Origin of the sequence: Hydrogenophaga sp., assembly GCF_011772445.1 — a bacterium.
In the GTDB taxonomy this organism is placed as follows: domain Bacteria; phylum Pseudomonadota; class Gammaproteobacteria; order Burkholderiales; family Burkholderiaceae_C; genus Hydrogenophaga.
The window spans coordinates 328,493-353,954 of sequence record NZ_WVZN01000047.1; the positions used below are offsets into that span (position 1 = coordinate 328,493).

Sequence of the window (25,462 nt, forward strand, 5' to 3'; positions counted from 1 at the left end):
CGGGCTCAGCGGCTGGAGGCCCGGGCTTTGGCCCGCGCCTTGCCGGCGGGGCCCGCGGCCTCGTTCAGCAGGTACTGCAGCAGCAGCGGCACCGGCCGCCCGGTGGCGCCCTTGTTCGAGCCCCCGCGCCAGGCGGTGCCGGCGATGTCCAGGTGGGCCCAGGGCAGCTCGGTGGCGAAGCGCTGGAGGAACTTGGCCGCGGTGACGGCACCACCCGCGCGCCCGGCCACGTTGGCCACGTCGGCGAAGTTGGACTTCAGACCTTCGGCGTACTCGTCGTCCAGCGGCATGCGCCAGCACGGGTCGCCCGCCTGCTCGCCGGCCTGCGACAGCGCCTGGGCCAGCTCGTCGCGCGCGCTGAACAGCCCGCTGCGCACGGCGCCCAGCGCGATCACGCAGGCGCCGGTGAGCGTGGCGATGTCGATCACCGCGCGCGGCTTGAATCGGGCCGCGTAGGTGAGCGCGTCGCAGAGGATCAGGCGGCCCTCGGCGTCGGTGTTGAGGATCTCGATGGTCTGGCCGCTCATGCTGCGCACCACGTCGCCCGGCTTGACGGCCTTGCCGTCGGGCATGTTCTCGCAGGTGGGGATGAGGCCGACGACGTTGATGGCGGGCCGGGCTTCGGCCAGGGCGGCGAAGGTGCCCAGCACGCTGGCCGCGCCGCCCATGTCGAACTTCATCTCGTCCATCTCGGCGGCGGGCTTGAGGCTGATGCCGCCGGTGTCGAAGGTGATTCCTTTGCCCACCAGCACCACGGGCGCGTCGGCCTTGCCGGCGCCCTGGTAGCGCATGACGATGAAACGCAGCGGTTCGGCCGAGCCTTGCGCCACAGCCAGGAAGGCCCCCATGCCCAGGGCCTCGATCTGGCGCGGGCCGAGCACCTCGGTCTTGATGCCCGGCAGGCGGCCGAGCTGGCGCGCCGCGTCCGCGAGGCGGCTGGGCGTGGCATGGTTGGCGGGGCGGTTGGCCCATTCCTTGGCGAATTCCACGCCCGCCACCACGGCCTTGCCGGTTTCGAAGGCCGCACGCACGGTGCTGGCGTCGCTCACGCCGAAGGTGGTCTTGGCCAGCGCACGCGGCTTGGCGCTGGGCTTGGTGGTGGTGTAGACGTAAGACGCGTCGGCGCAGATCTGCATGGCGGCGCGCAGTCCCTCGGCGTCGGCCGCGACCAGCGAAAACACCACGCCCAGGCGCGCGATGCCCGGCGCCTTGAGCTGCGACATGCCCATGCCCACCGCCTTGCGCACGGACACCGCGTCGGCCGTGCCGGCGCGCACCAGCAGCACGCGCGCCGCCTTGATGCCTTCGGGCCGGTAGCAGGCCAGCGTCTTGCCCACGCCGGGCTCCAGGTCCTCGCTCTTGAGCGCCTGGGCCACCAGCGTGTGCAAGGGCGAGCTTCCCTTGGGCAGCGTGTCGGGCACCAGCACCAGCAGCGCGTCGGCGGGGAATTCGGCGGCCTGTGCCGGACTCAGGGTCTTGAGGTCAAAGTTCATAATTCGGTCTCGTTCTGACGCCAATCGATGTTATTCCATTCGTCCATCCGCAAGGAGCTGGCCCGCAGTTTCGGGGCCACGCTGGTGATCCTGTTCACCATCGTGCTCACCATGCTGCTCATCCGCACCTTGGGCGCGGCCTCCAAGGGCAGTGTGGACCCGCAAGAGATCATGCTGGTCCTGGGCTACACCGTCATCGGGCGAATGCCCACGGTGCTCACGCTCGCGCTGTTCATCTCCATCGTGTTCACGCTATCGCGCATGTACCGCGACAGCGAGATGATCATCTGGTTCACCAGCGGGCGCTCGCTCGGGGGTTTTCTGGGGCCCCTGATGCGCTTCGCCTGGCCGGTGCTGCTGGTGATCGTGCTCATGGTGTTCTTCATCTGGCCCTGGGCCAACCAGCAGGTGAACGACTTGCGCGACCGCTTCGAGCGCCGTGGCGACCTGGAGCGGGTGGAGCCTGGCCAGTTCCAGGAGTCCTCCAGCGGCCGGCGCGTGTTCTTCATCGACAAGGACACGGCCGACGGCACCGAAGGCCGCAACATTTTCATCTCCAGCACCGAGCCCAACGGTGAAGAGACCATCACCTCCGCCCGCTCGGGCCGCATCGAATGGGTGGGCGAGCGCCAGTTCCTGATGCTCAACAACGGGCAGCGGCTCGAGTCGCAGGCCGACAACGGCCTGCGCGTGAGCGATTTCGCCGAATACGGCACGCAGATCGGCCAGGCCGGCGGCAACCTGGGCGCGGCGGTGGAACTCAAGGCCCGCCCGAGCTGGGAGCTCATCATGAACCCCGACCGCGCCAACCTGGCGGAACTGGGCTGGCGCGTGGGCCTGGCCATCACGGCGTTCAACTTCGTGCTCATCGCCCTGGCCACCACGGTGGGGAACCCGCGGGCGGGCCGCAGTGGCAACCTGTTCTTCACGCTCTTCGCCTTCGTGTTCTATTACAACCTGCTCAACATCGGCCAGAACTGGGTGGCGCGCGGCGTGATCGACCTGCTGCCCTTCATGGTGGGCTTGCACGGCGGTGTGCTCGCGCTCACGCTGGTGTGGTTCTACAAGCGGCATCAGGGCCTGAGCCTGCGCGAGCTGCTCACCGGCTGGCGCCGGCGCGGGGCCTCGGCATGAGCGACGCACGGCCGCCCGAAGTCACTCGCACCGCAGCGCGCCGCGCGGAGGTATCCGAATGAAGACCATCCGCCGCCTGATCTACGGCGAGGTGTTCTCGGCCGTCTTCTTCGTGCTGCTGGCCTTCCTGTCGCTGTTCTTCTTCTTCGACTTCGTCGATGAACTGCCCGACATCGGCAAGACCTCGCTGCTCGACCCCGAGCGCGTGTACACCCTGGTCGACGCCCTGCTCTACGTGGGCCTGCTCATGCCCAGCCGCATCTACGAGCTGCTGCCCATCGCGGTGCTGATCGGCTCGGTGTTCGTGCTCGCGCGCCTGGCCCAGGGTTCGGAGTACACCATCCTGCGCACCAGCGGCCTGGGGCCCTGGCGCGCCCTGCGCACGCTGCTGGGCCTCGGCACGGTGTTCGTGCTGCTCACCTTTGCCATCGGCGACTACCTCGCGCCGCTGGCCGACCGTGGCGCGCAACTGCACAAGTCGCGCTTCCAGGGCGCGATCAGCCTGGGCCAGACGGGCGCCTGGCTGAAGGAAAAGCAGCCCTACAGCAACTTCTCGGTGAACGTGGGCTCCATGTCCGCGCAAGGCGACCTGGGCAATGTGCGCATCTTCGAGTTCAACAACCAGGGCTTCCTGGTGTCCACCCTGCACGCGCAGAGCGGGCGGATCGAGAACGACGAGAGCTGGACGCTGCGGCAGGTGGAGCGGCGCGAGTTCGACGCCGCGGGCCAGCAATCGGCCAAGGTGCAGCGCAGCCAGCTCGAGACCTTTCGCTGGCCCACCAGCCTGAACACCGAAATGGTGTCGGTGGCCCTGCTCAAGCCCGAGCGGATGCGCACGGCCGACCTGTTCGCCTACATCCGCCACCTGGAAGCCAACGGCCAGACCGCGCAGCGCCACGAGATCGAGTTCTGGCGCAAGGTGTTCTACCCGCTGTCCTGCCTGGTGATGGTGGTGCTGGCCCTGCCGTTTGCCTACCTGCACTTCCGCTCGGGCAGCATCACCGGCTACGTTTTCGGCGGGGTGATGATCGGCATCAGCTTCTTCCTGCTCAACAACGTGTTCGGCTACATCGGCAACCTGAACCAGTGGCAGCCCTGGCTGGCGGCGGCCTCGCCGGCGCTCATCTACTCGGTCTTCTCGCTCGGCGCCTTCGGGTGGCTGGTGCTCAAGCGATGACCAGACTGGGCGTCATCGTCTTCGCCCATGGCTCGCGCGACCCGCAGTGGCGCGCGCCGGTGGACGCCGTGGCCCGGCGCGTGGCCGAACGCGAACCGGGCACGCTGGCCTGCACCGCCTACCTCGAACTCACCGAGCCCGATCTGCCCACGGCCGCGCGCGAGCTGGTGCGCGCGGGGGCCAAGCGCATCCGCGTGCTGCCGCTGTTCTTCGGCATGGGCAAGCACGCGCGCGAGGACCTGCCCAGGCTGGTGGACGAGTTGCGGCGCAACCACGCGAGCGTTGCCATCGAGCTCATGCCCACCGCGGGCGAAGACCCGCGCCTGATCGATCTGTTGGCCGAACTGGCCTTGAAGGAGGGTGCATGAACCTGCACCAGTTCAAGTTCGTGCAGGAGGCGGTGCGCCGCAACCTCAACCTCACCGAGGCCGCCAAGGCGCTGCACACCTCGCAACCCGGCGTGTCCAAGGCCATCATCGAGCTGGAGGACGAGCTCGGCATCGAGATCTTCGCGCGCCATGGCAAGCGCATCAAGCGCGTCACCGAGCCGGGCCAGCAGGTGCTCAAGAGCATCGACATCATCCTGCGCGAGGTCAACAACCTCAAGCGCATCGGCGAGCAGTACTCGGCGCAGGACAGCGGCACGCTCTCCATCGCCACCACCCACACGCAGGCGCGCTACGTGCTGCCCGGGCCGGTGGCCGCGCTGCGCCAGGCCTACCCCAAGGTCGGCATCAGCCTGCACCAGGGCTCACCCGACCAGGTGGCGCGCATGCTGATCGAAGAGGTGGCCGAGATCGGCATGGCCACCGAGTCGCTGGTGAACTACCCCGAGCTCGTCACCCTGCCCGCCTACGAATGGCAGCACGTGCTGGTGTTTCCCTTCGATCACCCGCTGCTCGCGCGCGAGCGCATCGGCCTGGAAGACCTGGCGCAGTTGCCGCTGATCACCTACCACCCCAGCTTCACCGGCCGCACGCGCATCGACCAGGCCTTCGCGCTGCGTCACCTGCAACCCAACGTGGTGCTCGAGGCCATCGACTCGGACGTGATCAAGACCTACGTGAAGCTCGGCATGGGCGTGGGCATCGTGGCCGAGATGGCGGTCAAGGGCGAGAACCAGACGCCCGACCTGGTGGCGCGCCCGGCCGGCGCCCTGTTCGGCCACAACCTGGCGCGCGTGGCCTTCAAGCGCGGCACCTACCTGCGACAGTTCGTGCTGCGCTTCGCCGAGCTGTTGTCCGATCGCCTGTCGCGCGATCTGATCCAGCGCGCGATGGCCGGTGAACCCGACGACTACGAAATTTGACCCCATGGACACGAAGACCCAGCCCCGCACCCCCGCCCTCGCCTCGCGCCTGCCGCAGGTGGGCACCACCATCTTCACCGTCATGTCCACGCTGGCGGCCGAGCACGGCGCCGTCAACCTGGGCCAGGGCTTCCCCGATTTCGGCTGCGACCCCGCCCTGCTGGACGCGGTGGACACGGCCATGCGCGCCGGCCACAACCAGTACCCGCCCATGACCGGCGTGCCCGCGCTGCGCCAGGCCATGGCCGACAAGGTCGAGGCCCTGTACGGCCGCCGCTACCATCCCGACACCGAGATCACCGTCACGGCCGGCGCCACGCAAGCCATCCTCACGGCGATCCTGGCCGTGGTGCACCCGGGCGACGAGGTCATCGTGCTGGAGCCCTGCTACGACAGCTACGTGCCCAACATCGAACTGGCGGGCGGGCGCGTGGTGCGCGTACCGCTGGTGCCGGGCAGCTTTCGGCCCGACTTCGACGCCATCGCCCGGGCCATCACGCCGCGCACGCGCGCGCTGATCGTCAACACGCCGCACAACCCCAGCGGCATGTGCTGGACCGACGCCGAAATGCGCCGCCTGGACGAGCTGCTCGCGCCCACCGACATCGTGCTCATCAGCGACGAGGTCTACGAGCACATGGTGTTCGACGGCCTGCCGCACCACAGCGCGGCGCGCTACCCCGGCCTGGCGGCGCGCGCCTTCATCATCAGCAGCTTCGGCAAGACCTACCACGTGACCGGCTGGAAGGTGGGCACGGTGCTCGCGCCCGCGCCGCTGACGGCCGAGTTCCGCAAGGTGCACCAGTTCAACGTGTTCACGGTGAACACGCCCATGCAGCACGCCCTGGCCGCCTACATGGCGGACCCGGCGCCCTACCGCGATCTGCCGGCCTTCTACCAGCGCAAGCGCGACCTGTTCCGCGAGGGGCTGGCGAAGACGCGCTTCAAACTGCTGCCGGGGGAAGGCACCTACTTCCAGTGCGTGGACATCTCGTCCCTGGCCGTGCCCGAGCGCGACCTGCCCGAGGCGGACTTCTGCCGCTGGCTCACCAGCGAGATCGGCGTGGCGGCGATCCCGCTGTCGGCGTTCTATGGGGATGGCTTCGACCAGAAGGTGGTCCGCTTCTGCTTCGCGAAGAAAGACGACACGCTGCTGGAGGCGCTCAAGCGCCTGTCGACGCTCTAGCAACGGATCGGGTTGCGGCAGAAGCGCTCCAGCTCCCGCACCGTGCTGCGCGCCGCCACCGCCTGGCGCACGCCCGAGCCCATCTCCAGGCTGAGCTTCATCTCGTACTTCTTGAAGAAGGCCTCGAACAGCTCGCCGCCCAGCGTGCCCGTGGCCGTGAGCTGATCGCTCTGGGCATCGTGCTCCAGCAGCACCGCGCACAGCGGCTGCTCGGCCGGGCCGCGCAGCACCTGGGCCCCGCGCGCGGGGTCGTACTGGCTGTGGTCGGCGCAGCAGTGGATCAGGTCGCTGCCCTGGCTGGGCGTCTGCGGGTTCACCGCGGGGCCCTTGCGGAAGCTGATGAAGCTCAGGTCCTTGGTGGGGTAGACCAACTGGTGCGCGCAGATGGCCGAGAAGGCCACCACGCTGCGCTTCGCGCCCACGCCGCCGGGCCACTGGTAGGACTGCTTGTCCTTCGTGTTCAGCGTCGCCGGCGGCGCCGCCTTGCCCAGGTCGAGCAGGAACACCGGCGTGGCCTCGAACGGGTAATGGAACACGTAGTTGACCTGCGGCCGCAACTGGCTGGCCTTGAAGGGCTGGCCCTGCTCGTCCACCAGCAGCGTGCGCGCGTAAGCCTTGGGCTGCGCATTGGCCGCCCAGGCGGACGTGCCAAGTGCGCTGGCCAGCGAGGTGGTGGTCGCGCCAACGGCGCAGGCCTGAACGAAATCGCGTCGGTCCATGGGCGGGTGACTCCTGGCGTGAACCGGCCCAGTGGAGCGCAGGCGCGCCGCGCTTGTCAAGGCTTCTCAGGCATTGAGCTGCGCCCAGCTCTTCTCCAGGCGCTTGAGGCTCACCGGCTGCGGCGTGCGCAGCTCCTGCGCGAAGAAGCTCACGCGCAGCTCCTCCAGCAACCAGCGCAGCTCCTGCAGGCGCGCGTCCTGCACGCCCTTGCGCTCGGCCACCAGGCGCCAGTAGCGCTGCTCCTGGGGCTTCAGTTCGGCCTGCCTGGCGGCGTCGCGCGCCGGGTCGGCGCGCAGCTTGTCCAGCCGCAGCTGCACCGCCTTCAGGTAGCGCGGCAGGTGCTGCAGTTGCGCGTGCGGCGTCTCGATGAGGAAGCGCTTCGTCACCAGCCGCTGCAATTGCTGCGAGACATCGGCCGCCACGTCCGCGGGCGGCTTGGCGTCCTTGAGCTTGCGCTGCGCGGCCGCGAACTCGGTGAGGATGGCGCCGGCCGTGCGCGCGATCTCGGCCGCGATGAGGTTCAAGCGCCCGCGACCGTCGGCCACGCGCTGATCGAAGGCCTTGGCGTCGGCCGGCAGGGGCTCCTGCAGGAAGGCGCGGTCGAGCGCCAGCTCGATGATCTGCGCCCGCAGCTCTTCCAGCGTGCCGCCGCCGCGCTCCTTGTCCACGCCCATGAAGGCCGCGCCCATGGCCTGCAGGCCGGCGATGTTCTTCTCGAGGTACCTCAGCGCGTCCTTGATCTGCAGCGCCACCAGCCGGCGCAAGCCCTCGCGGTGGCGCGCCTGCGCGACGTCGGGCTCGTCGAAGACCTCGAGGCGCACGGCATCGCCGTCGTCGACCAGTGCGGGAAAGCCGATGAGGGTCTGGCCTCCGCGGCGGATTTCCAGCAGCTCAGGCAGTTCGCCAAAGTCCCAGCGGGTGTGGCGTTGGCTCGCGTCCACCGCCGGTGCGGCGGGGGCCGGTGCGGCTTTTGCCACCCGCACGGCTTGGCCATTCGGGCCCGACGGAGGCACAGGCGCCGATGGCGCGGGCGCCGGGGCGCTGGTGGTCTTGAGCGCCGCCAGCGCCTGGAACGCGCCGCGCGCCTGCGAGCCCAGCTCGGCCTTGAGCGCGCCCAGGTTGCGGCCCTGCCCCAGTTGCCGCCCGTGCTCGTCCACCACGCGCAGGTGCATGAACAGGTGCGGCGGCAACTGGTCGGGTTTGAGGTCGTTGCGCACGATGTCGAGCTGCGTGGCCTCGCGCACGAGCTTGAGCACGGCGTCCTGAAGGCCGCCATGGGCGAAGGCCTCTGGCGCGCACAGCGCCTCGGTGAAGCGCTCGGCCGTGGCCGGTAGCGGCACCAGCCGCGAGCGCGGGCGCTGGTGCAGTGTCTTGAGCAGGGCCAGCACCTTGTCTTTCAGCATGCCGGGCACCAGCCAGTCGCAGCGCTCCTCGCTCACCTGGTTGAGCGCGTAGATCGGCACCGTGACCGAGAGGCCGTCGCGCGCGTCGCCGGGCTCGTGCAGGTAGCTGGCGGCGCAGTCCACACCGCCCAGGCGCACGGTGCGCGGGAAGGCCTGGGCCGTGATGCCGGCGGCCTCGTGGCGCATCAGGTCTTCGCGCGTGAGGAACAGCAGCCTGGGGTTCTCGCGCGCGGCCTGGGCGTACCAGCGTTCGAAGGCGGCGCCGCTGCTCAGATCGGCGGGGACCTGTTCGTCGTACCAGGCATAGATGACCTCGTCGTCCACCAGCACGTCCTGCCGGCGCGACTTGTGCTCCAGCTCCGTCACCTGCCGCACCAGCTTGCGGTTGGCGGCCAGGAAAGGCAGCTTCGTGTCCCACTCGCCTTGCACCAGGGCCTCGCGGATGAAGATGGCGCGCGCGCCTTCCGGGTCGATGCGGCCGTAGTCGGCGCGCCGGTTGTGGTAGATCACCAGGCCGTAGAGCGTGGCGCGCTCCAGCGCCGACACGCGCGCCGCCCGCTTCTCCCAGTGCGGGTCCAGCAACTGCTTCTTGAGCAGGTGCGCGCCCACGCGCTCCACCCAGGTGGGTTCGATGGCCGCGATGCCGCGCCCGAACAGGCGCGTGGTCTCCACCAGTTCGGCGCAGACGATCCAGCGGCCCGGCTTCTTGCTGAGGTTCGCCCCGGGGTGGCGGTGGAACCTGATGCCGCGCGCCCCGAGGTACCAGTCTTCGGTTTCGCTCTTGCAGCCGATGTTGCCCAGCAGGCCGCTGAGCATGGCGCAGTGCAGTTGCTCGTAGCTGGCCGGCGTCGCGTTGAGTTTCCAGCCCTGCTCGCCCACCACGGTGTGCAACTGGCTGTGCGTGTCGCGCCATTCGCGCACGCGGCGCACGTTGATGAAGTTTTCGCGCAGCAGGTTCTCGTATTGGCGGTGGCTGAGCTTGTGGTCCTGGCCGTGACCGCCCCGGCTGTCGTCCAGCCACTTCCAGAGCTTGAGCGTGCCCGTGAACTCGCTCTTCTCGTCGTCGAACTTGGCGTGCGCCTGATCGGCCTGGGCCTGCTTGTCGATGGGGCGATCGCGCACGTCCTGCACGCTCAGGGCCGAGGCGATGACCAGCACCTCGTCGAGCGCGTTCTGGTCGCGCGCGGCCAGGATCATGCGGCCCACGCGCGGGTCCAGCGGCAGGCGCGACAGCGACTGGCCGATGGCCGTGAGTTCGTTGTCGTCGTCCACCGCGCCGAGTTCGGCGAGCAACTGGTAGCCGTCGGCGATGGCGCGGCGCTGGGGGGCGTCGACGAAGGCGAAGTCCTCCACCGCGCCCAGGCGCAGGGCCTTCATGCGCAGGATCACGCCCGCGAGCGAGCTGCGCAGGATCTCCGGGTCGGTGAAGCGCGCGCGGCCGTTGAAGTCGGCCTCGTCGTAGAGGCGGATGCAGATGCCGTCGGCCACGCGGCCGCAGCGGCCGGCGCGCTGGTTGGCCGCGGCCTGGCTGATGGACTCGATCTGCAACTGCTCCACCTTCTGGCGGAAGCTGTAGCGCTTCACGCGCGCGGTGCCGGCATCGATGACGTAGCGGATGCCGGGCACGGTGAGCGAGGTCTCGGCCACGTTGGTGGCCAGGACGATGCGGCGCTGGCCGTGCGGCTGGAAGATGCGGTCCTGCTCGGCCTGGGACAGTCGCGCGAACAGCGGCAGCACCTCGGCGTTGCGGGTCAGGGGCTGGTGCGCCAGGTGCTTGCGCAGGTGATCGGCGGCTTCGCGGATCTCGCGTTCACCGGGCAGGAAGACGAGCACGTCGCCGCCCTGGCCGCCGCGCCACAGCTCGTCGACGCCGTCGGCGATGGCGTCGTTCAGGTCGTACTCGCGGCTCTCCTCGAATGGCCGCCAGCGCACCTCGACGGGGTACGTGCGCCCCGACACCATCAATACGGGCGCCTTGCCCTTGGCCGAAGAGAAGTACTCCGCGAAGCGGTCGGCGTCGATCGTTGCCGAGGTGACGATGAGCTTCAGATCGGGCCGGCGCGGCAGCAGCTGGCGCAGGTAGCCGAGCAGGAAGTCGATGTTGAGGCTGCGCTCGTGCGCCTCGTCGATGATGATCGTGTCGTAGGCGCTGAGGTCCGGGTCGCTCTGCGTCTCGGCGAGCAGGATGCCGTCGGTCATCAGCTTGACCGAGGCCTCGCGCGAGAGCCGGTCCTGGAAGCGCACCTTGAAGCCCACCACGTCGCCCAGCGGGGTCTTCAGCTCTTCGGCGATGCGCTTGGCCACGGAACTGGCGGCGATGCGGCGCGGCTGTGTGTGGCCGATGAGGCGGCCACGCTCGCCGGGCTTGGCGTTGATCCGCCCGCGCCCCATGGCAAGTGCGATCTTGGGCAGCTGCGTGGTCTTGCCCGAGCCGGTTTCGCCGCAGACGATGACGACCTGGTGTTCGCGGATGGCTGCCTCGATCTCGTGGCGGCGCGCCGACACGGGCAGCGCGTCGGGGAACTCCAGGTGCAGGGCGGGCGTGGGCAAGGCGGGACTTCGGTGAAAATCGGCGAGCTCCCGATTATCCCGTGCCCCCACGCCCCTTGCAGCCGCTCAAGCCCTGATGTCCAACGTCTTCAACTTCACCTTCGTCCCGTGGTTCCGTTCGGTCGCGCCGTACATCCACAAACACCGAGGCAACACCCTGGTGGTGGGCATCGCGGGTGAGGCCATCGCCGCGGGCAAGCTGCAGAACATCGCGCAGGACCTGGCGCTCATCCAGAGCATGGGTGTGAAGATCGTGCTGGTGCACGGCTTTCGCCCGCAGGTGAACGAGCAGTTGCGCCTCAAGGGCCACGAGGCGAAGTACTCGCACGGCGTGCGCATCACCGACGAGGTGGCGCTGGACTGCGCGCAGGAAGCCGCCGGCCAGCTGCGCTACGAGATCGAAGCCGCTTTCAGCCAGGGCCTGCCCAACACGCCCATGGCCGGGGCCACGGTGCGCATGATTTCGGGCAATTTCATCACCGCGCGGCCCGTGGGCCTGATCGACGGCGTGGACTTCCTGCACTCCGGCCTGGTGCGCAAGGTGGACACCGATGGCATTCAGCGTTCGCTGGACATGGGTGCCATGGTGCTGCTCTCGCCCTTCGGCTTCTCACCCACGGGCGAGGCTTTCAACCTCACCATGGAGGACGTGGCCACCTCCATCGCCGTGGCCCTGCAAGCCGACAAGCTGGTGTTCCTGACCGAGATCCCTGGCATCCGCGTGGACGCCAACGACCCCGACAGCGAGATCGACACCGAACTGCCGCTGGCCGACGCCAAGCGCCTGCTGGCCAGCCTGCCCAAACCCGAGCGCCCCACCGACACCGCCTTCTACCTGCAGCACTGCATTCGCGCCTGCGAGGGCGGCGTGGAGCGCAGCCACATGGTGCCCTTCGCCGTGGACGGCTCCCTGCTGCTGGAGATCTACACCCACGACGGCATCGGCACCATGGTGGTGGACGAGAAGCTGGAGAGCGTGCGCGAGGCGTCGATCGACGACGTCGCCGGCATCGTTGCGCTGATCGAGCCCTACGAAAAGGACGGCACCCTGGTCAAGCGCGACCGCAACGAGATCGAGCGCGACGCCGGGCTCTACACCATCATCGAGCACGACGGCGTGATCTTCGGCTGCGCCGCGCTCTATCCCTACCCCGAGGAACGCACCGGCGAGATGGCCGCGCTCACGGTGTCGGCACAGTCCCAGAGTCAGGGAGACGGCGAGCGCCTGCTCAAGCGCATCGAGGCGCGCGCGCGGGCCCAGGGTCTGCAGAGCATCTTCGTGCTCACCACGCGCACCATGCACTGGTTCATCAAGCGCGGGTTCGTGCAGGTGAACGCGGACTGGCTGCCCGAGGCCCGCAAGCGCAAGTACAACTGGGACCGGCGCAGCCAGGTGCTCGTGAAAAAGCTGGGCTGATCAGGCGGCGCGGCGGCGCGCCAGCAGCAGCCACGCGGCCAGCAGCGCGAAGGCCGCGAACCACAGGAACGACCAGTTCGCGATCGTCAGGCCCAGAAAGGTCCAGTCGATCTTGGAGCAGTCGCCGCTGCCGCGAAAGATCATGGGAATGGCGCGCCCCAGCGGAAAGGCCTCGATCATCCCGAAGAAGTCGCGCCCGCAGGACAGAATCTCGGGCGGGTTCCATTGCAGCCAGCTCTGGCGCGCCGCAGTGAAGGCACCGAAAACCGCAAACAGGCCCATGGCCGATACGCCCACCGTGCGCGCCACCGGCGCGCGCAGACAAGCCGCCAGTCCCGCCAGCACGGCCACCAGGATCAGCGCATAGCGCTGCACGATGCACATGGGGCAAGGCTCCAGCCCCTGCACGTGCTGCAGGTACATGCCGAAGGCCAGCATCGCCACGCTGACGGCGGCGACAAGGGCGAGCACCAGTCGGGGGCGCTGGCCGGGCAGCGCGAGCAGGCTGTCCATGCCGCGCTCAGCTCACGAAGGCGCGTTCGATGACGAAGTCACCGGGCGTGGTGGTATTGCCTTCCTTGAAGCCCAGCTTCTCGCACAGGGCCTTGAGGTCGCGCAGCATCTCGGGGCTGCCGCAGATCATCACGCGGTCCTCGGCGGGGTTGAGCGGCGGAATGCCCAGGTCCTTGGCGACGATGCCGTCGGCCAGCAGTTGCGGAATGCGCCCCTGGTGCATGAAGGGCTCGCGCGTGACCGTGGGGTAGTACAGCAGCTTCTGCTTGACCATGTCGCCCAGGAACTCGTCCTGCTTGAGTTGCTCGGTGATGAGCTCGCGGTAGGCCAACTCCTTGACCTGGCGCACGCCGTGGATGAGCACCACTTGCTCGTAGCGCTCGTAGGTTTCCGGGTCGCGGATGATGCTCATGAACGGCGCCAGGCCGGTGCCGGTGCCCAGCAGGTACAGGCGCTTGGCGGGCAGCAGGTAGTCGATGAGCAGGGTGCCGGTGGGCTTGCGGCCGACGACGATGGAGTCGCCCGGCTGGATGTGCTGCAGGCGCGAGGTGAGCGGGCCGTCCTGCACCTTGATGCTGAGGAATTCGAGATGCTCGGCCCAGTTGGGGCTGACGATGCTGTAGGCGCGCAGCAGCGGCTTGCCGTCCACCCGCAGGCCGATCATGGTGAAGTGCCCGTTGGAGAAACGCAGCGAGGTGTCGCGCGTGGTGGTGAAGCTGAAGAGCCGGTCCGTCCAGTGGTGAACGCTCAGCACGCGCTCTTCGTTGAATGCACTCATGATGAAAGATGATCCCGGGAGAAAGACGGGTCGTTATTGTAGAAAGTGGCGCGGTGGCGGCGACGTGGCCTGACCCTGACGGGATTGAGGCCGATCAAAGATTGCTACAGTGCGGGCCTCGCGATGGCCCATGGCCGCGGCGCGCATCTTGCCGCAGCGGCGCGTGAAACCGAACGAATCGTTTATTCCATCCGATATAACTCCCTCGCATAACGAGGGGCCCACGACAAGGACTCACCGATGGCACGAATGGTTCAATGCATCAAGCTCGGCAAGGAAGCCGAAGGCCTGGACTTCCCCCCCTACCCGGGCGAACTGGGCAAGAAAATCTACGAGAACGTGAGCAAGGAGGCCTGGGCCGCCTGGCTCAAGCAGCAGACCATGCTGCTCAACGAGAACCGCCTCAACATGGCCGACGCACGTGCGCGCCAGTACCTGGCGCGGCAGATGGAGAAGCACTTCTTCGGCGAAGGCGCCGACCAGGCGGCAGGGTACGTGCCGCCCAGCGCGTCCTGATGCCCGCCCTTCCGGCACCCGCAGGCCCGCCGCGCGCGGGCCTTTTGCTGTCCGACAGCCCATGGACACCGCCCGCCACGCGCTGGTGATCGGCGCCGGCCTGGCGGGCGCCGCGGTCACGGCCGCGCTGTGCCGGCGCGGCTGGCGTGTCGCGCTGCTGGACGCTGCACCGGGGCCGGCCATGGCGGCCTCGGCCCTGCCGGTCGGCGTGCTGAGCCCGCACCTCACGCGCCAGCCCACGCCGATGTCCCGCCTGACGGCTCTGGGCGTGCCCGTCACCCGCGCCGAACTGGAGCGCCTGGTGCCCCCGGGCGCGGGCTGGATGCCCGTGGAGGTGGACAACCGGGGCGCCCATGCGCCGGGGCGCCAGGCCGCCGCGCTGGTGCGGCCAGGTGCCTTGGTGCGGGCCTGGCTGGCCGAGGCGGATGAGCGGCTGCAGGCGCACTGGAGCGCCAGCGTGGCCACGCTGGGCCGCGAGCAGGGGCAATGGCTGGCGCGCAATGCAGCGGGAGAGCCGCTGGCCCGCGCGCCACACGCCGTGATCGCGGCGGCCCTGGGCGCACGCCATCTGGCGCCCGAGGCCGCCGGCCCCTGGCCTCTCGGCCCGGTGCTGGGCCAGATGAGCCTGGCCGCACTCGACGGCGCCCCCCTGGCCGAGCGACCGCAGCGCGACGACGGCGTCTTCGTGCCCGAGTACCGCGACAGCGGGCTCGCGCCGCAGTGGCCCTCGGCGATCTGGGCCATGGGGTCCACCTACGCGCGCGGCCAGACCGACACCGCCCTGAACGACGCGGCGCACCGCGACAACGCGGCCCGGCTGCGCGACCTGGTGCCCGCCGCCGCCGACCGGCTCGACGGCCTGCTGGCCGACGGCCGCCTGCTCGGCTGGGCGGGGGTACGCTGCGCCTCGATGGACCGCCTGCCGCTGGTGGGCGCCGCGCCCGACCCGCTGTCCTCGGCCGTGCGCCAGCGCGCGGTGGCCGCCGTGCCGCGACTGCCAGGCCTGTGGCTGTTGAGCGCACTGGGCTCGCGCGGGCTCTCGCTGGCGGCGGCCTGCGGCCAGTGGCTGGCCGCCGAGATGGAGGGGGAAACGCCGGCGCTCGACGCCGACCTTCGCGCCGCGATCGATCCGGCGCGCTTTGCCTGGCGGCGCGCGCGGCGCGGGCCCTGAATCAGAGCATTTCGAGGTAGCGCGAGATGGCCGGCGGCTGCAGGGGCCGCGCCAGCAGGCCCGAAATGCCGAGCCGCCTGGTGTGTACCCGCACGCGCCGGCGGTGCCACCAGCCCGCGAACGGCCCCGCGTGCTCGGTGGTGGCCAAGGTCATGGCCTGGGGGTAGCGCTCGCGAAAGAGCTGCATCAGGCCCCAGGCGTCGATGTGGTGGTCGTCGAGGTTGAACACCCCGCACAGGTAGTGGTGCTGGGCCATGCACTCGGCCGCGCGCTCGGTGCTGGGCGCCTCGTCGATGAAGGACACCGCGGCGTGCGCGAGCCGCTCGCGCAGGCAGCCCGATTCCTGCCCGGCAATGCCCACCACCAGCGCCCGGCGCACCTCGGCCGAGGGGAATTCGCCCACGTCGATCTCCAGGGGTGCGGGCAGTGACACGTCCAGGTCCAGGAAGCCGGAATCGCTCTGGGTGGCGGCAAAGGAGGCGTCCAGGTCGTGCAAGAGGCCGGCCCAGGCGATGGGCCGCGTCACCACCCGCCAGGCGTGCTCGGGCGCGTGCTCGCCCACCCAGATCAGCCGCTGGCCCGGTCGGGGCTCGCGTGCCTGCACGAGCACCGCCTCGGCGCAATCGCCGTCCACCAGCAGCACCGGTGGCACCTCTTCGAGCATGCCCGAAGCCGGCCGCCAGGGGCCGTAGGACACCTCGCGCTCGCGCGAGAGACGGAAAACGGTGTTCAGGGCGTGGCGCTCCACATCGGAGAACCCGATCACCTGAATACGGACGTCAACGCTCCTCATGTTGGGGGATGTTACTTCGGTCTGGCTGTGGTAATGGCACCGCCCATAGCCTGCGGGCATTTCCATATTTCGAATCGATATACAGGCATGAAAAAAATGTAGTTCGTCGAATAAAGAAGGCTTTCTACAGTGCGGCCCATCCCCACGACCTTGCCGACCGCCCGACGCGGTCCCACGGCCCATTCCATGTACCGCCACGACGCCTTCGACCGCCAATTCGTGCAACAGCGCGCCGCCCAGTACCGCGACCAGCTGGAACGCTGGCAGGCCGGCACGCTCTCCGACGACGCCTTCAAGCCCCTTCGCCTGCAGAACGGCTGGTACATCCAGCGCTTCGCGCCCATGCTGCGCGTGGCCGTGCCCTACGGCGAGATCAACAGCGCCCAGTTGCGTGTGCTGGCCCGGGTTGCGCGCGAGTTCGACCACAAGGAAGACAACGACATCTCCAAGGCCAACGCGGCGCTGTCCGATGTGCCCAGCCTGCCCGATCGCACCGCGCACTTCACCACGCGCACCAATGTGCAGTTCAACTGGATTCCACTGGCCCGCTCGGCCGACGTGATGGACCTGCTGGCGAGCGTGGGCCTGCACGGCATCCAGACCAGCGGCAACTGCATCCGCAACACCACCACCGATTCGCTCGCCGGCATCGCGGTGGACGAGGTCGCCGACCCCCGGCCCTTCGCCGAAATCCTGCGCCAGTGGAGCACCCTGCACCACGAGTTCGCCTTCCTGCCGCGCAAGTTCAAGGTGGCCATCACGGGCGCCCGCGAGGACCGCGCCGCCACGCCCTGGCACGACGTGGGCCTGCGCCTGCTGCGCAATGTCGATGGCGAGCTGGGCTTTCAGGTGCGCGTGGGCGGTGGCATGGGCCGCACGCCCCTCATCGGCGCGGTGCTGCGCGAGTTCCTTCCCTGGGACCAGATGCTCAACTACCTGGAAGCGGTGGTGCGCGCCTACAACCGCTTCGGCCGGCGCGACAACATGTACAAAGCGCGCATCAAGATCATCGTGAAGGCCGAGGGCCAGGCCTTCACCGACCAGGTCGAGGCCGAGTACCGCGACATCATCGAGATCGACGGCGCGCCGCACACCATCACCCAGGCCGAGCTCGACCGCGTGAGCGCCTTTTTTGCGCCGCCCGAACTCTCCTGCGACCGCAAGAGCGCCGACGCCAAGATCGCCCACATCCTGAAGGCCGCGGCCGAGGACGACCTGGAATTCAGCCGCTGGCTCACGCGCAACGTGGCGCCGCACAAGAACCCCGACCTGCGCGCGGTCACGCTGTCCTTCAAGCGCGTGGGCCAGGCGCCCGGCGACGCCACGGCCGAGCAACTCGAGCGCGCGGCCGACCTGGCCGACCGCTTCTCCGGCGGCGAGGCGCGCGTGACGCACACCCAGAACCTGCTGCTGCCCTGGGTGCGCTGCGACCAATTGCCCGAGCTGTGGCGCGAGGCGCGCCGCCTGGGCCTGGCCCGGCCCAACATCGGCCTGCTGACCGACATGATCGCCTGCCCCGGCGGCGACTTCTGCGACCTCGCCAACGCACGCTCGCTGCCCATCGCGCAGGCCGTGCTCTCGCGCTACACCGACCTCGACGAGCTGCACGACCTCGGCGAGATCGACCTGCACATGAGCGGCTGCATCAACAGCTGCGGCCACCACCACAGCGGGCACATCGGCGTCCTCGGCGTCGACAAGGACGGTCAGGAGTGGTACCAGATCACGCTGGGCGGCTCCGACGGCAAGCGCCTGTCGGGCGAGGCCACGCCGGGCAAGGTGATCGGCCCGTCCTTCGCCGCCAACGAAGTGCCCGAGGTCATCGAAGCCCTGCTCAGCACGTACCGCGACCAGCGCGAATCCGGCGAGCCCTTCATCCGCACGCTGCGCCGCGTCGGCATTGATCCGTTCAAGCTGGCCGCCAATGCCGTGCGCAGCACGACGGCGCGGCCCAACCACACGGCCGGCGACGCCGCCACCGCCTGAGCCAGGAGCCGACGATGAGCATCCAGTTGTTCCGCGCCGACACCTTCAGCGCCCCCGAGGCCGAGGCCGAGCGCCTCGTGATCGCCAACACCGACGACCCGCGTGAGGCCGACCTGGCCGGCGTGCGCGTGGTCGAACTGCAGTTCCCCAGGTTCAGCGACGGCCGCGCCTTCAGCCAGGCCTTCCTGCTGCGCCGCCGCCTGGGCTACACGGGCGAGATCCGCGCCACCGGCGACGTTTTGATCGACCAGGTGCTGCAGATGCAGCGCAGCGGCTTCACGCAGGCCGTGCTGAAGGACGACCAGGACCTGGCGCACGCCGAGCGGCTGCTGGCGCACTACAACGGCTTCTACCAGGGCGACGCGGTGCACACGCGCCCTCGCTTCGCCGACGCCTCAGGGGCTCCAGCATGAGCGCCATCGACCTCTACGATCGCCCCTCGCCCGACTTCGACGCCAAGGTCGAACGCGCCATCGCCCTGCTGCGCGAACAGGCCGCCGCGCACCCTCGGCTCACCCAGGCCTCCAGCCTGGGCGTCGAGGACATGGTGGTCACGCACCTCATTCACCTCGCCGGCATCGAGGCCAGCGTCTTCGTGCTGGAAACCGGCAAGCTGCACGCCGAAACCCTGGCCGTCATCCCGAAGATCGAGCAGCGCTATTCCACCAGCGTGCGCGTGTTCCGACCAAAACACGAATCCGTGGTGCACTTCGTGCGCCACAACGGCGAGGACGCCATGTACCGCAGCATCGAGCTGCGCAAGGCCTGCTGCGACATCCGCAAGATGGAGCCGCTGGCGCGCGCCCTGGCCGACCACGACGGCTGGATCACCGGCCTGCGGCGCGAGCAGTCGAACGCCCGCGCCGAGGTGGCCGAGGTGGTGCAGGAACCCGCGCGCGTGAAGATCAGCCCCCTGGTGGACTGGACCTGGGGCGACGTGTGGCATTTCATCGCGCTGCACGGCCTGGACTACAACGAACTGCACGACCGCTTCTTCCCCAGCATCGGCTGCGAACCCTGCACCCGCGCCATCAGCGTGGGTGAGGACTTCCGCGCCGGCCGCTGGTGGTGGGAGCAGGAAAGCGCCAAGGAATGCGGGCTGCACGTGCAGTCCGCCGTCTCGTCTCTCGATCGGACCCCCGCATGAACGCCCGCCCCGAACCCGCCGTGATCGAAGCCGCCCTGGCGCACGACAGCGGCCACCAGCTCAGCAACGCGCACCTCGACGCGCTCGAAGAAGAAACCATCTTCATCCTGCGCGAGGTGGCCGGCGCTTTCGAACGCCCCGCCCTGCTGTTCTCGGGCGGCAAGGACTCGCTGGTCATGCTCAAGTGCGCCGAGAAGGCCTTCGGGGCGGGCCGCATCCCTTACCCGCTGCTGATGATCGACACCGGCCACAACTTCCCCGAGGTGACCGACTTCCGCGACCAGCGCGCCAAGGAACTCGGCGCCGAGCTGATCGTGCGCAGCGTCGAAGATTCCATGGCGCGCGGCACCGTGCGCCTGGCCCACCCCGGCGAGAGCCGCAACGTGCACCAGTCGGTCACGCTGCTGGAGGCCATCGAGGAGTTCCGCTTCGACGCGCTCTTCGGCGGCGCGCGCCGCGACGAGGAAAAGGCGCGCGCCAAGGAGCGCATCTTTTCGCACCGCGACGGCTTCGGCCAGTGGCAGCCCAAGGCCCAGCGCCCCGAGCTCTGGACCCTGTTCAACACCCGCCTGCAACAGGGCGAGCACTTCCGCGTGTTCCCCATCAGCAACTGGACCGAACTCGACGTCTGGCAGTACATCGCGCGCGAGAACATCGGCCTGCCCTCCATCTACTACACCCACCAGCGCCAGGTGGTGGACCGCCGCGGCCTGCTGGTGCCCGTGACCGAACTCACCCCGCCGCGCGACGGCGAACAGGTGCAGGTGCGCGACGTGCGCTTTCGCACCGTGGGCGACATCACCTGCACCTGCCCCGTGGAGAGCACGGCGGCCACGCCGCAGCAGATTGTGATCGAGACCCTGGCCGCCGAGGTCAGCGAGCGCGGCGCCACGCGCATGGACGACAAGACGAGCGACGCCTCGATGGAAAAACGCAAGAAGGACGGGTACTTCTGATGAGCACCGCCACCACGCAAGACACCCGCGCCGCGCTGCGCCTGATCACCTGCGGCAGCGTCGACGACGGCAAGAGCACCCTCATCGGCCGCCTGCTGGTCGACAGCAAGGCCGTGCTGCAGGACCACCTGGCCGGCGTGCAGCGCCAGGGCCAGACCGACCTCGCCCTGCTCACCGACGGCCTGTCGGCCGAGCGCGAGCAGGGGATCACCATCGACGTGGCCTACCGCTACTTCAGCACCGAAACGCGCAAGTTCATCATCGCCGACGCCCCGGGCCACGAGCAGTACACCCGCAACATGGTCACCGCCGCCAGCAGCGCCGACGCTGCTGTGGTGCTGGTGGACGCCACCAAGCTCGACTGGCGCAACCCCGCGCTGGCCCTGCTGCCGCAAACGCGACGCCACAGCCTGCTGGTCAAGCTGCTGCGCGTGCCCTCGGTGGTGTTCGCGGTCAACAAGCTCGACGCCGTGGACGACGGCGCCACCGCCTTCGCCCACATTGCGTCGGCGTTGAACGCCTTCGCGCAACAGGCCGGCATCGCCGCCACGGCCGTGGTGCCGGTCTCGGCGCTCAAGGGCTGGAACGTGGTCGACGCCGCCGAGCAGGACGGCTGGTGCGGCTACCACGGCCCCACGCTGCTGGAAATCCTCGAGCACCTGCCCGTGACCAGGCCCGAAACCGACTTGCCGCTGGCCTTTCCGGTGCAGTGGGTGGAGAAGTTCTCCTCCTCGTCCGACACCTCTCAGGGCCGGCGCGTGTTCTGGGGCCGCGTGGCCGCCGGGCACGTGCGTCCGGGCCAGACCGTGCGCGTGGCGCCCAACGGCCAGACCGCGGTGGTGGCGCAGGTGCTGGACCACGTGCGCCAGGCGGGCGAGGTGTCCGCCGGCCACAGCGCAGGCATCGTGCTCGACCGCGAGCTCGATGTGTCGCGCGGCGACTGGCTTCTGGCCGTGGACGCGGCCGGCGCTTCGCTCGAGGCGAGCCGCGAGATCAGCGCCACGGTGGCCTGGCTGGATGACGAAACGCTGGTGCCGGGCCGCGTGTACTGGGCGCTGCACGGCCACCGCTGGGTCAAGGCCAAGGTCAAGCGCATCGTGCACCAGATCGACATCCACACCCTGGCCGAGCAGGACGCGGGCGAACTGCCGCCCAACGCCATCGGCCACGTCGAACTCGCGCTGCAGGAGCCGCTGGCCACCCGCCCGTTCGCCGAATCGCGCTCCCTCGGCGCGCTGGTGCTGGTGGACACCGCCAGCCACCGCACGGCCGGCGCCGTGCTCGTGCGCTGAATAACCCCACAACCACCGACCGGGAAGCCACCAAGGGCAAGCCCGGCCGGTCTTGTGCGGCGCCGTAAAATCGCCGCTTTCCGTCTGTCCGATCCCGCCACCATGACCCACGTCGTCACCGAAGCCTGCATCCGCTGCAAATACACCGACTGCGTCGATGTATGTCCCGTGGACTGCTTCCGCGAAGGCCCCAACTTCCTCACCATCGACCCGGACGAGTGCATCGACTGCGCCGTCTGCATCCCCGAATGCCCGGTGAGTGCGATCTACGCCGAGGAAGACCTGCCCAAGGACCAGATCCACATGACGGACATCAACGCCGAGCTGGCCAAGCTGCCCACGTGGAAGAGCATCACCAAGCGCAAGGCCGCGTTGCCCGACGCCGAGGAGTGGAAAGACAAGACCGGCAAGCTCGGCGAGCTGATCCGCTGAGCGAATGAGCGCTGCACGGCCGCCCGAAAGCGCTCGAACCGCAGCGCGCCGCGCGAAGGTTTCCAGGTGACCACTGCCGCGCCGATCGAGACCGACGCGCTGGTCATCGGCGCCGGGCCCGTGGGTCTGTGGCAGGTGTTCCAGCTTGGCCTGCAGGACATCCGGGCGCACGTGGTCGACGCCCTGCCCCACGCCGGCGGCCAGCCCGCCGAGCTCTACCCCGACAAGCCCCTCTATGACATCCCCGGCCTGCCCCTGTGCAGCGGCCGGGAGTTGGTCGATCGCCTGCTCCAGCAGGTCAAGCCCTTCGCGCCCACGCTGCACCTCGGCCAGTCGGTGAGCGCACTGGCGCGCGAAGCCGATGACCGCTGGGCCGTGCAGACCTCCACCGGCCAGCGGTTTCTCTCGCGCCTGGTGTTCATCGCCGCAGGGGTGGGGGCCTTCCAGCCCAAACGCCTCAAGCTCGAGGGCGTCGAGGCTTTCGAAGGCCGGCAGGTGCACCACCGCTTCGACCCGGCGCACGACTGGAGCGGCCAGCACGTGGTGGTGCACGGCGGTGACGATCTCGCGATCGACTGGGCGCTGCGCCTGCTGGACAGCCCCACCCCGCCCGAGCGCCTGAGCCTGCTGCACCGGCGCGAGCTGCTGCAATCGGACGACGCCGCCGCGCTGACGCGCGTGCAGGACGCCATCGCCACCGGCCGCGCGCGGCTGGTGGTGGGCCAGCCCGTGGGCCTGAGCAGCACAGGCGATCGCTTGCAAGCCCTGCAACTGCTCGACCCGCAAGGCAAGACGCAGGCGCTCGCGCTCGACCAGCTCGTGGTGGCCCTCGGCCTGTCGCCGCGCCTGGGGCCCATCGCCGACTGGGGCCTGGCCATGGACCGCAAGCAACTGGTGGTGAACACCGATGGCTTCGAGACCAGCGAGGCCGGCCTGTACGCCGTGGGCGACATCAACACCTACCCCGGCAAGAAGAAGCTCATCCTCTGCGGTTTCCACGAGGCCACTCTGGCCGCTTTCGCCGCTGCCGCGCGCCTGCGGCCCGACCAGCGTGTGCCGCTGCAATACACCACCACCAGCCCGCGCCTGCACCAACTGCTGGGCGTGGCGCCGCGCTGACCTACAATCCGAGCGCGTTTCCGAACGCATCCGCTAGGGGTGTTTCGACCGGCTCCGGTCGCGACTGAGAGAGTCCCTTCGAACCTGATTGAGGTAATCCTCGCGCAGGGAAGCATGAGCACAGCGACCACCGCACACCCGTGCGGCCCCGGGCGCGGCGGCTCGGCCCCCTGCCATGAACCGTCCTCCGGACACCGCACATGGCACCACCGTTCCGCTTCCTTCTCCACCCGCTGGCCTGCGCGGTCCTGATCGCCGCTTCGCCGGCCCACGCGCAATCCGACCCCGCCACTCTGCCCACCGTGACGGTGCGCAGCGGCGCCGCCACCGCCACAGGCGAGGTCTCCGGCTTCGCCGACCAGCCCCTGTCCACCGCCCCGCTCAGCGCCACGCTCATCGGCAGCGACACCATCGCCGAGACCGGTGCGCGCAGCCTGCGCGACCTCTACCGGCTCGACTCGTCGGTGAGCGACGCTTACAACGCTGTCGGCTACTACGACTACGCCAGCGTGCGCGGCTTCGTGCTCGACCACAGCTACAACTACCGCCGCGAGGGCCTGCCCATCAGCGCCGAGACCAGCCTGCCGATCGACCATCTGGAGCGGGTGGAGCTGCTCAAGGGCACCAGTGGCATCCAGGCCGGCACCAGCGCGCCCGGCGGCCTGTTCAACGCCGTGGTGAAGCGCCCCACCGCGACACCCATGCGCCGCGCCCGCGCCGAGATCAACAGCGAAGGCAATGCCCTCGCGCACCTGGACCTGAGCGCGCGCCTGGCCGATGGCGACCTCGGCTACCGCCTCAACGTGCTCGGCGAGCGCCTCAACACCGAAGCGCCCGGGACCGAGGGCTGGCGCGGCCTGCTCGCCCTGGCCATGGACGCGCGCCTTTCGCGCGACAGCCTGCTCGAGGCCGAGTTCGAACTCTCGCGGCGCCGCCAGGCCACCGTGCCCGGCCTGAGCCTGCTGGGCGACAGCCTGCCTCCTGCCGACGCGGGCCTCAACATCAACACCCAGCCCTGGAGCCAGCCCACCGACTTCCGCAACTTCAGCGGCAGCCTGCGCTTCACCCAGGCCATCAACGAGCGCTGGAACTGGCAGGTGCAGGCGGGCTGGCAGTCGCTGGACACCAACGACTTCCTCGCCTACCCCTATGGCTGCTGGGACGCCGGCAGCGGCACCTACTACGCCGACCGCTACTGCCCCGACGGCGGCTTCGACCTCTACGACTTTCGCAGCCTGGGCGAAGAACGCCGCAGCACCGCCGTGCAATGGCGCCTGAACGGCCAGTTCGACACCGGCGCGGTGGGCCACAAGCTCAGCACCGGCGTGCTGTTCAACCGCTTCACGCTGCGCGGCCAACCCCAGGCCGACAACAACGCCCCCGTGGGCACGGGCAACCTGTTCACCCTGCCCACGTTCGCGCCGCTGCCCGACTTCACCGACCCCTTCGTCAACCGCACCGAGCGCAGCACCGAGTTCTTCGCCACCGACGTGATCCAGTGGACACCCGCGCTGCAGACCTGGATCGGCCTGCGCCACACGCGGCTGGACCGCCAGAGCGTGCGCACCGACGGCAGCCGCGCCACCGACCACACGCAAAACTTCACCACGCCCTGGCTCGCGCTGGCCTACAAGCTCGACGCGGCGCGCACCGCGTACGCCAGTTGGGGCGAGGGCGTGGAGTCGGAAGTGGCCGCCGGCCGCGCGCGCTACAGCAACGCCAACCAGGCGCTGCCCGCGCTCAAGAGCGAACAGTGGGAGATCGGCCTGAAGTCCGACGATGGCCGGTCGCGCTGGCAGGTCACGGTGTTCGACATCGCGCGCCCCGTCTCCGGCGACCGCCTCAACGACCCCGCGGGTTGCGACGATGGCGTGCCGGGCTCGTGCACCCGCGTCATCGACGGCGAGGCACGCCACCGCGGACTGGAACTGGCCGGTGGCCGCAGCGCGGGCCTCTGGCGCTACGACGCCAGCGTGACCTGGCTCGACGCCGAGCGCCAGGGCTCCACGCTGAACCCCGCCCTCAATGGGCGGCGCGTGACCAACGTCCCGCGCTGGGTGCTGCGCGCCAACCTCACGCGCGCCATCGGGTCGGTGCCCGGGCTGCGCCTGGGCGCTCACGTCTCGCACGAAGGCCGGCGCGCGAGCGTGCCCGACAACTCGCTCACGCTGCCCTCGTGGACGCGCGTGGACGCCACACTGCGCTACGACACGCGCCTGCAAGGCCGCGCCGCCACCTGGACCGTCGGCATCCACAACCTGTTCGACCGCCGCTACTTCCAGGAATCGCCGTACCAGTACGAACACATCTACCTGTTTCCCGGCGCGTCGCGCACGCTGCGCGTGGCGCTGGAGACCGATTTTTGAGTTT

General features: G+C 69.5%; 22 protein-coding genes and 1 riboswitch. Of the genes, 16 read left to right on the plus strand and 6 right to left on the minus strand.

Annotated features, from left to right (window positions below; all coding sequences use genetic code 11):
* Window positions 1-5: 5 nt before the first annotated feature.
* The gene (locus GTO19_RS20805) at window positions 6-1,493 is read right to left on the minus strand and encodes a leucyl aminopeptidase (protein ID WP_291024428.1); all 1,488 of its coding nucleotides are present in this window, start codon (window positions 1,491-1,493) and stop codon (window positions 6-8) included.
* A 27-nt stretch (window positions 1,494-1,520) separates the two neighbouring features.
* On the opposite strand from GTO19_RS20805, the gene lptF reads away from it, so the two are divergent.
* Genes lptF through GTO19_RS20830 form a run of 5 tightly spaced genes read left to right on the plus strand, consistent with a single transcriptional unit; the run spans window position 1,521 to window position 6,299 of the window.
* Window positions 1,521-2,627, plus strand: coding sequence for an LPS export ABC transporter permease LptF (lptF, locus tag GTO19_RS20810; RefSeq protein ID WP_291024431.1), 1,107 nt, complete (start codon window positions 1,521-1,523; stop codon window positions 2,625-2,627).
* A 58-nt stretch (window positions 2,628-2,685) separates the two neighbouring features.
* A complete protein-coding gene (lptG, locus tag GTO19_RS20815; protein ID WP_291024434.1) occupies window positions 2,686-3,804 on the plus strand; it encodes an LPS export ABC transporter permease LptG in 1,119 nt (372 codons plus the stop codon).
* Window positions 3,801-4,172, plus strand: a complete 372-nt coding sequence (locus tag GTO19_RS20820; protein WP_291024436.1) for a CbiX/SirB N-terminal domain-containing protein — start codon at window positions 3,801-3,803, stop codon at window positions 4,170-4,172. Before lptG ends, GTO19_RS20820 begins: the two co-directional genes overlap by 4 nt.
* Window positions 4,169-5,113 carry a CysB family HTH-type transcriptional regulator gene (locus GTO19_RS20825; RefSeq protein ID WP_291024438.1) on the plus strand — a complete coding sequence of 315 codons (945 nt, stop codon included), beginning with the start codon at window positions 4,169-4,171 and terminating at the stop codon, window positions 5,111-5,113. Before GTO19_RS20820 ends, GTO19_RS20825 begins: the two co-directional genes overlap by 4 nt.
* A gap of 4 nt (window positions 5,114-5,117) precedes the next feature.
* Window positions 5,118-6,299 (plus strand): pyridoxal phosphate-dependent aminotransferase, encoded by a 1,182-nt coding sequence (locus GTO19_RS20830; protein WP_291024440.1) that lies wholly within the window; start codon window positions 5,118-5,120, stop codon window positions 6,297-6,299.
* Here GTO19_RS20830 and GTO19_RS20835 read toward each other — a convergent pair.
* Together GTO19_RS20835 and hrpA are read right to left on the minus strand one after the other, a co-directional pair.
* Entirely contained in the window at window positions 6,296-7,018 is a 723-nt protein-coding gene (locus GTO19_RS20835; RefSeq protein ID WP_291024443.1) for a (2Fe-2S)-binding protein, read from the minus strand. The genes GTO19_RS20830 and GTO19_RS20835 overlap by 4 nt on opposite strands.
* Before the next feature lie 66 nt (window positions 7,019-7,084).
* Entirely contained in the window at window positions 7,085-10,972 is a 3,888-nt protein-coding gene (gene hrpA, locus GTO19_RS20840) for an ATP-dependent RNA helicase HrpA (protein WP_291024445.1), read from the minus strand.
* 76 nt (window positions 10,973-11,048) lie between these two features.
* On the opposite strand from hrpA, the gene argA reads away from it, so the two are divergent.
* On the plus strand, window positions 11,049-12,389 hold the full coding sequence (argA, locus tag GTO19_RS20845) for an amino-acid N-acetyltransferase (protein ID WP_291024447.1): 1,341 nt from the start codon (window positions 11,049-11,051) through the stop codon (window positions 12,387-12,389).
* Here the strand turns inward: argA and GTO19_RS20850 are convergent, their stop codons facing one another.
* Both GTO19_RS20850 and GTO19_RS20855 read right to left on the minus strand, forming a co-directional pair.
* Window positions 12,390-12,902 carry a disulfide bond formation protein B gene (locus GTO19_RS20850; protein ID WP_291024449.1) on the minus strand — a complete coding sequence of 171 codons (513 nt, stop codon included), beginning with the start codon at window positions 12,900-12,902 and terminating at the stop codon, window positions 12,390-12,392. It abuts the gene before it with no gap.
* Between the two features lie 7 nt (window positions 12,903-12,909).
* Entirely contained in the window at window positions 12,910-13,680 is a 771-nt protein-coding gene (locus tag GTO19_RS20855; protein WP_009519159.1) for a ferredoxin--NADP reductase, read from the minus strand.
* 240 nt (window positions 13,681-13,920) lie between these two features.
* Between GTO19_RS20855 and GTO19_RS20860 the strand changes: the two genes are divergently transcribed.
* Both GTO19_RS20860 and GTO19_RS20865 read left to right on the plus strand, forming a co-directional pair.
* A complete protein-coding gene (locus GTO19_RS20860) occupies window positions 13,921-14,196 on the plus strand; it encodes an oxidative damage protection protein (protein ID WP_009519160.1) in 276 nt (91 codons plus the stop codon).
* A 61-nt stretch (window positions 14,197-14,257) separates the two neighbouring features.
* Entirely contained in the window at window positions 14,258-15,367 is a 1,110-nt protein-coding gene (locus GTO19_RS20865; protein WP_291024454.1) for an FAD-dependent oxidoreductase, read from the plus strand.
* Between the two features lies 1 nt (window position 15,368).
* On the opposite strand, the gene GTO19_RS20870 is transcribed toward GTO19_RS20865, so the two are convergent.
* Window positions 15,369-16,160 carry a hypothetical protein gene (locus GTO19_RS20870; protein ID WP_291024457.1) on the minus strand — a complete coding sequence of 264 codons (792 nt, stop codon included), beginning with the start codon at window positions 16,158-16,160 and terminating at the stop codon, window positions 15,369-15,371.
* A 186-nt stretch (window positions 16,161-16,346) separates the two neighbouring features.
* On the opposite strand from GTO19_RS20870, the gene GTO19_RS20875 reads away from it, so the two are divergent.
* The 8 genes from GTO19_RS20875 to GTO19_RS20910 all read left to right on the plus strand — a co-directional run bounded on the left by GTO19_RS20875 (window position 16,347) and on the right by GTO19_RS20910 (window position 25,458).
* Complete coding sequence (locus tag GTO19_RS20875) at window positions 16,347-18,146, plus strand: nitrite/sulfite reductase (RefSeq protein ID WP_291024460.1); 1,800 nt, start codon at window positions 16,347-16,349, stop codon at window positions 18,144-18,146.
* Between the two features lie 14 nt (window positions 18,147-18,160).
* Complete coding sequence (locus GTO19_RS20880; protein WP_291024462.1) at window positions 18,161-18,559, plus strand: DUF934 domain-containing protein; 399 nt, start codon at window positions 18,161-18,163, stop codon at window positions 18,557-18,559.
* Window positions 18,556-19,293 (plus strand): phosphoadenylyl-sulfate reductase, encoded by a 738-nt coding sequence (locus GTO19_RS20885; protein WP_291024464.1) that lies wholly within the window; start codon window positions 18,556-18,558, stop codon window positions 19,291-19,293. Before GTO19_RS20880 ends, GTO19_RS20885 begins: the two co-directional genes overlap by 4 nt.
* A complete protein-coding gene (cysD, locus tag GTO19_RS20890) occupies window positions 19,290-20,249 on the plus strand; it encodes a sulfate adenylyltransferase subunit CysD (protein WP_291024467.1) in 960 nt (319 codons plus the stop codon). The genes GTO19_RS20885 and cysD overlap by 4 nt, the downstream gene beginning before the upstream one ends.
* Entirely contained in the window at window positions 20,249-21,541 is a 1,293-nt protein-coding gene (locus GTO19_RS20895; RefSeq protein WP_291024469.1) for a GTP-binding protein, read from the plus strand. The genes cysD and GTO19_RS20895 overlap by 1 nt, the downstream gene beginning before the upstream one ends.
* 102 nt (window positions 21,542-21,643) lie before the next feature.
* The gene (gene fdxA, locus GTO19_RS20900; RefSeq protein ID WP_291024471.1) at window positions 21,644-21,973 is read left to right on the plus strand and encodes a ferredoxin FdxA; all 330 of its coding nucleotides are present in this window, start codon (window positions 21,644-21,646) and stop codon (window positions 21,971-21,973) included.
* A gap of 66 nt (window positions 21,974-22,039) precedes the next feature.
* Window positions 22,040-23,092, plus strand: a complete 1,053-nt coding sequence (locus GTO19_RS20905; RefSeq protein ID WP_291024473.1) for an NAD(P)/FAD-dependent oxidoreductase — start codon at window positions 22,040-22,042, stop codon at window positions 23,090-23,092.
* Window positions 23,093-23,117: 25 nt separating this feature from the next.
* A riboswitch (TPP riboswitch) is annotated at window positions 23,118-23,220 on the plus strand.
* A gap of 72 nt (window positions 23,221-23,292) precedes the next feature.
* Complete coding sequence (locus GTO19_RS20910) at window positions 23,293-25,458, plus strand: TonB-dependent siderophore receptor (protein ID WP_291024475.1); 2,166 nt, start codon at window positions 23,293-23,295, stop codon at window positions 25,456-25,458.
* Window positions 25,459-25,462: the final 4 nt, after the last annotated feature.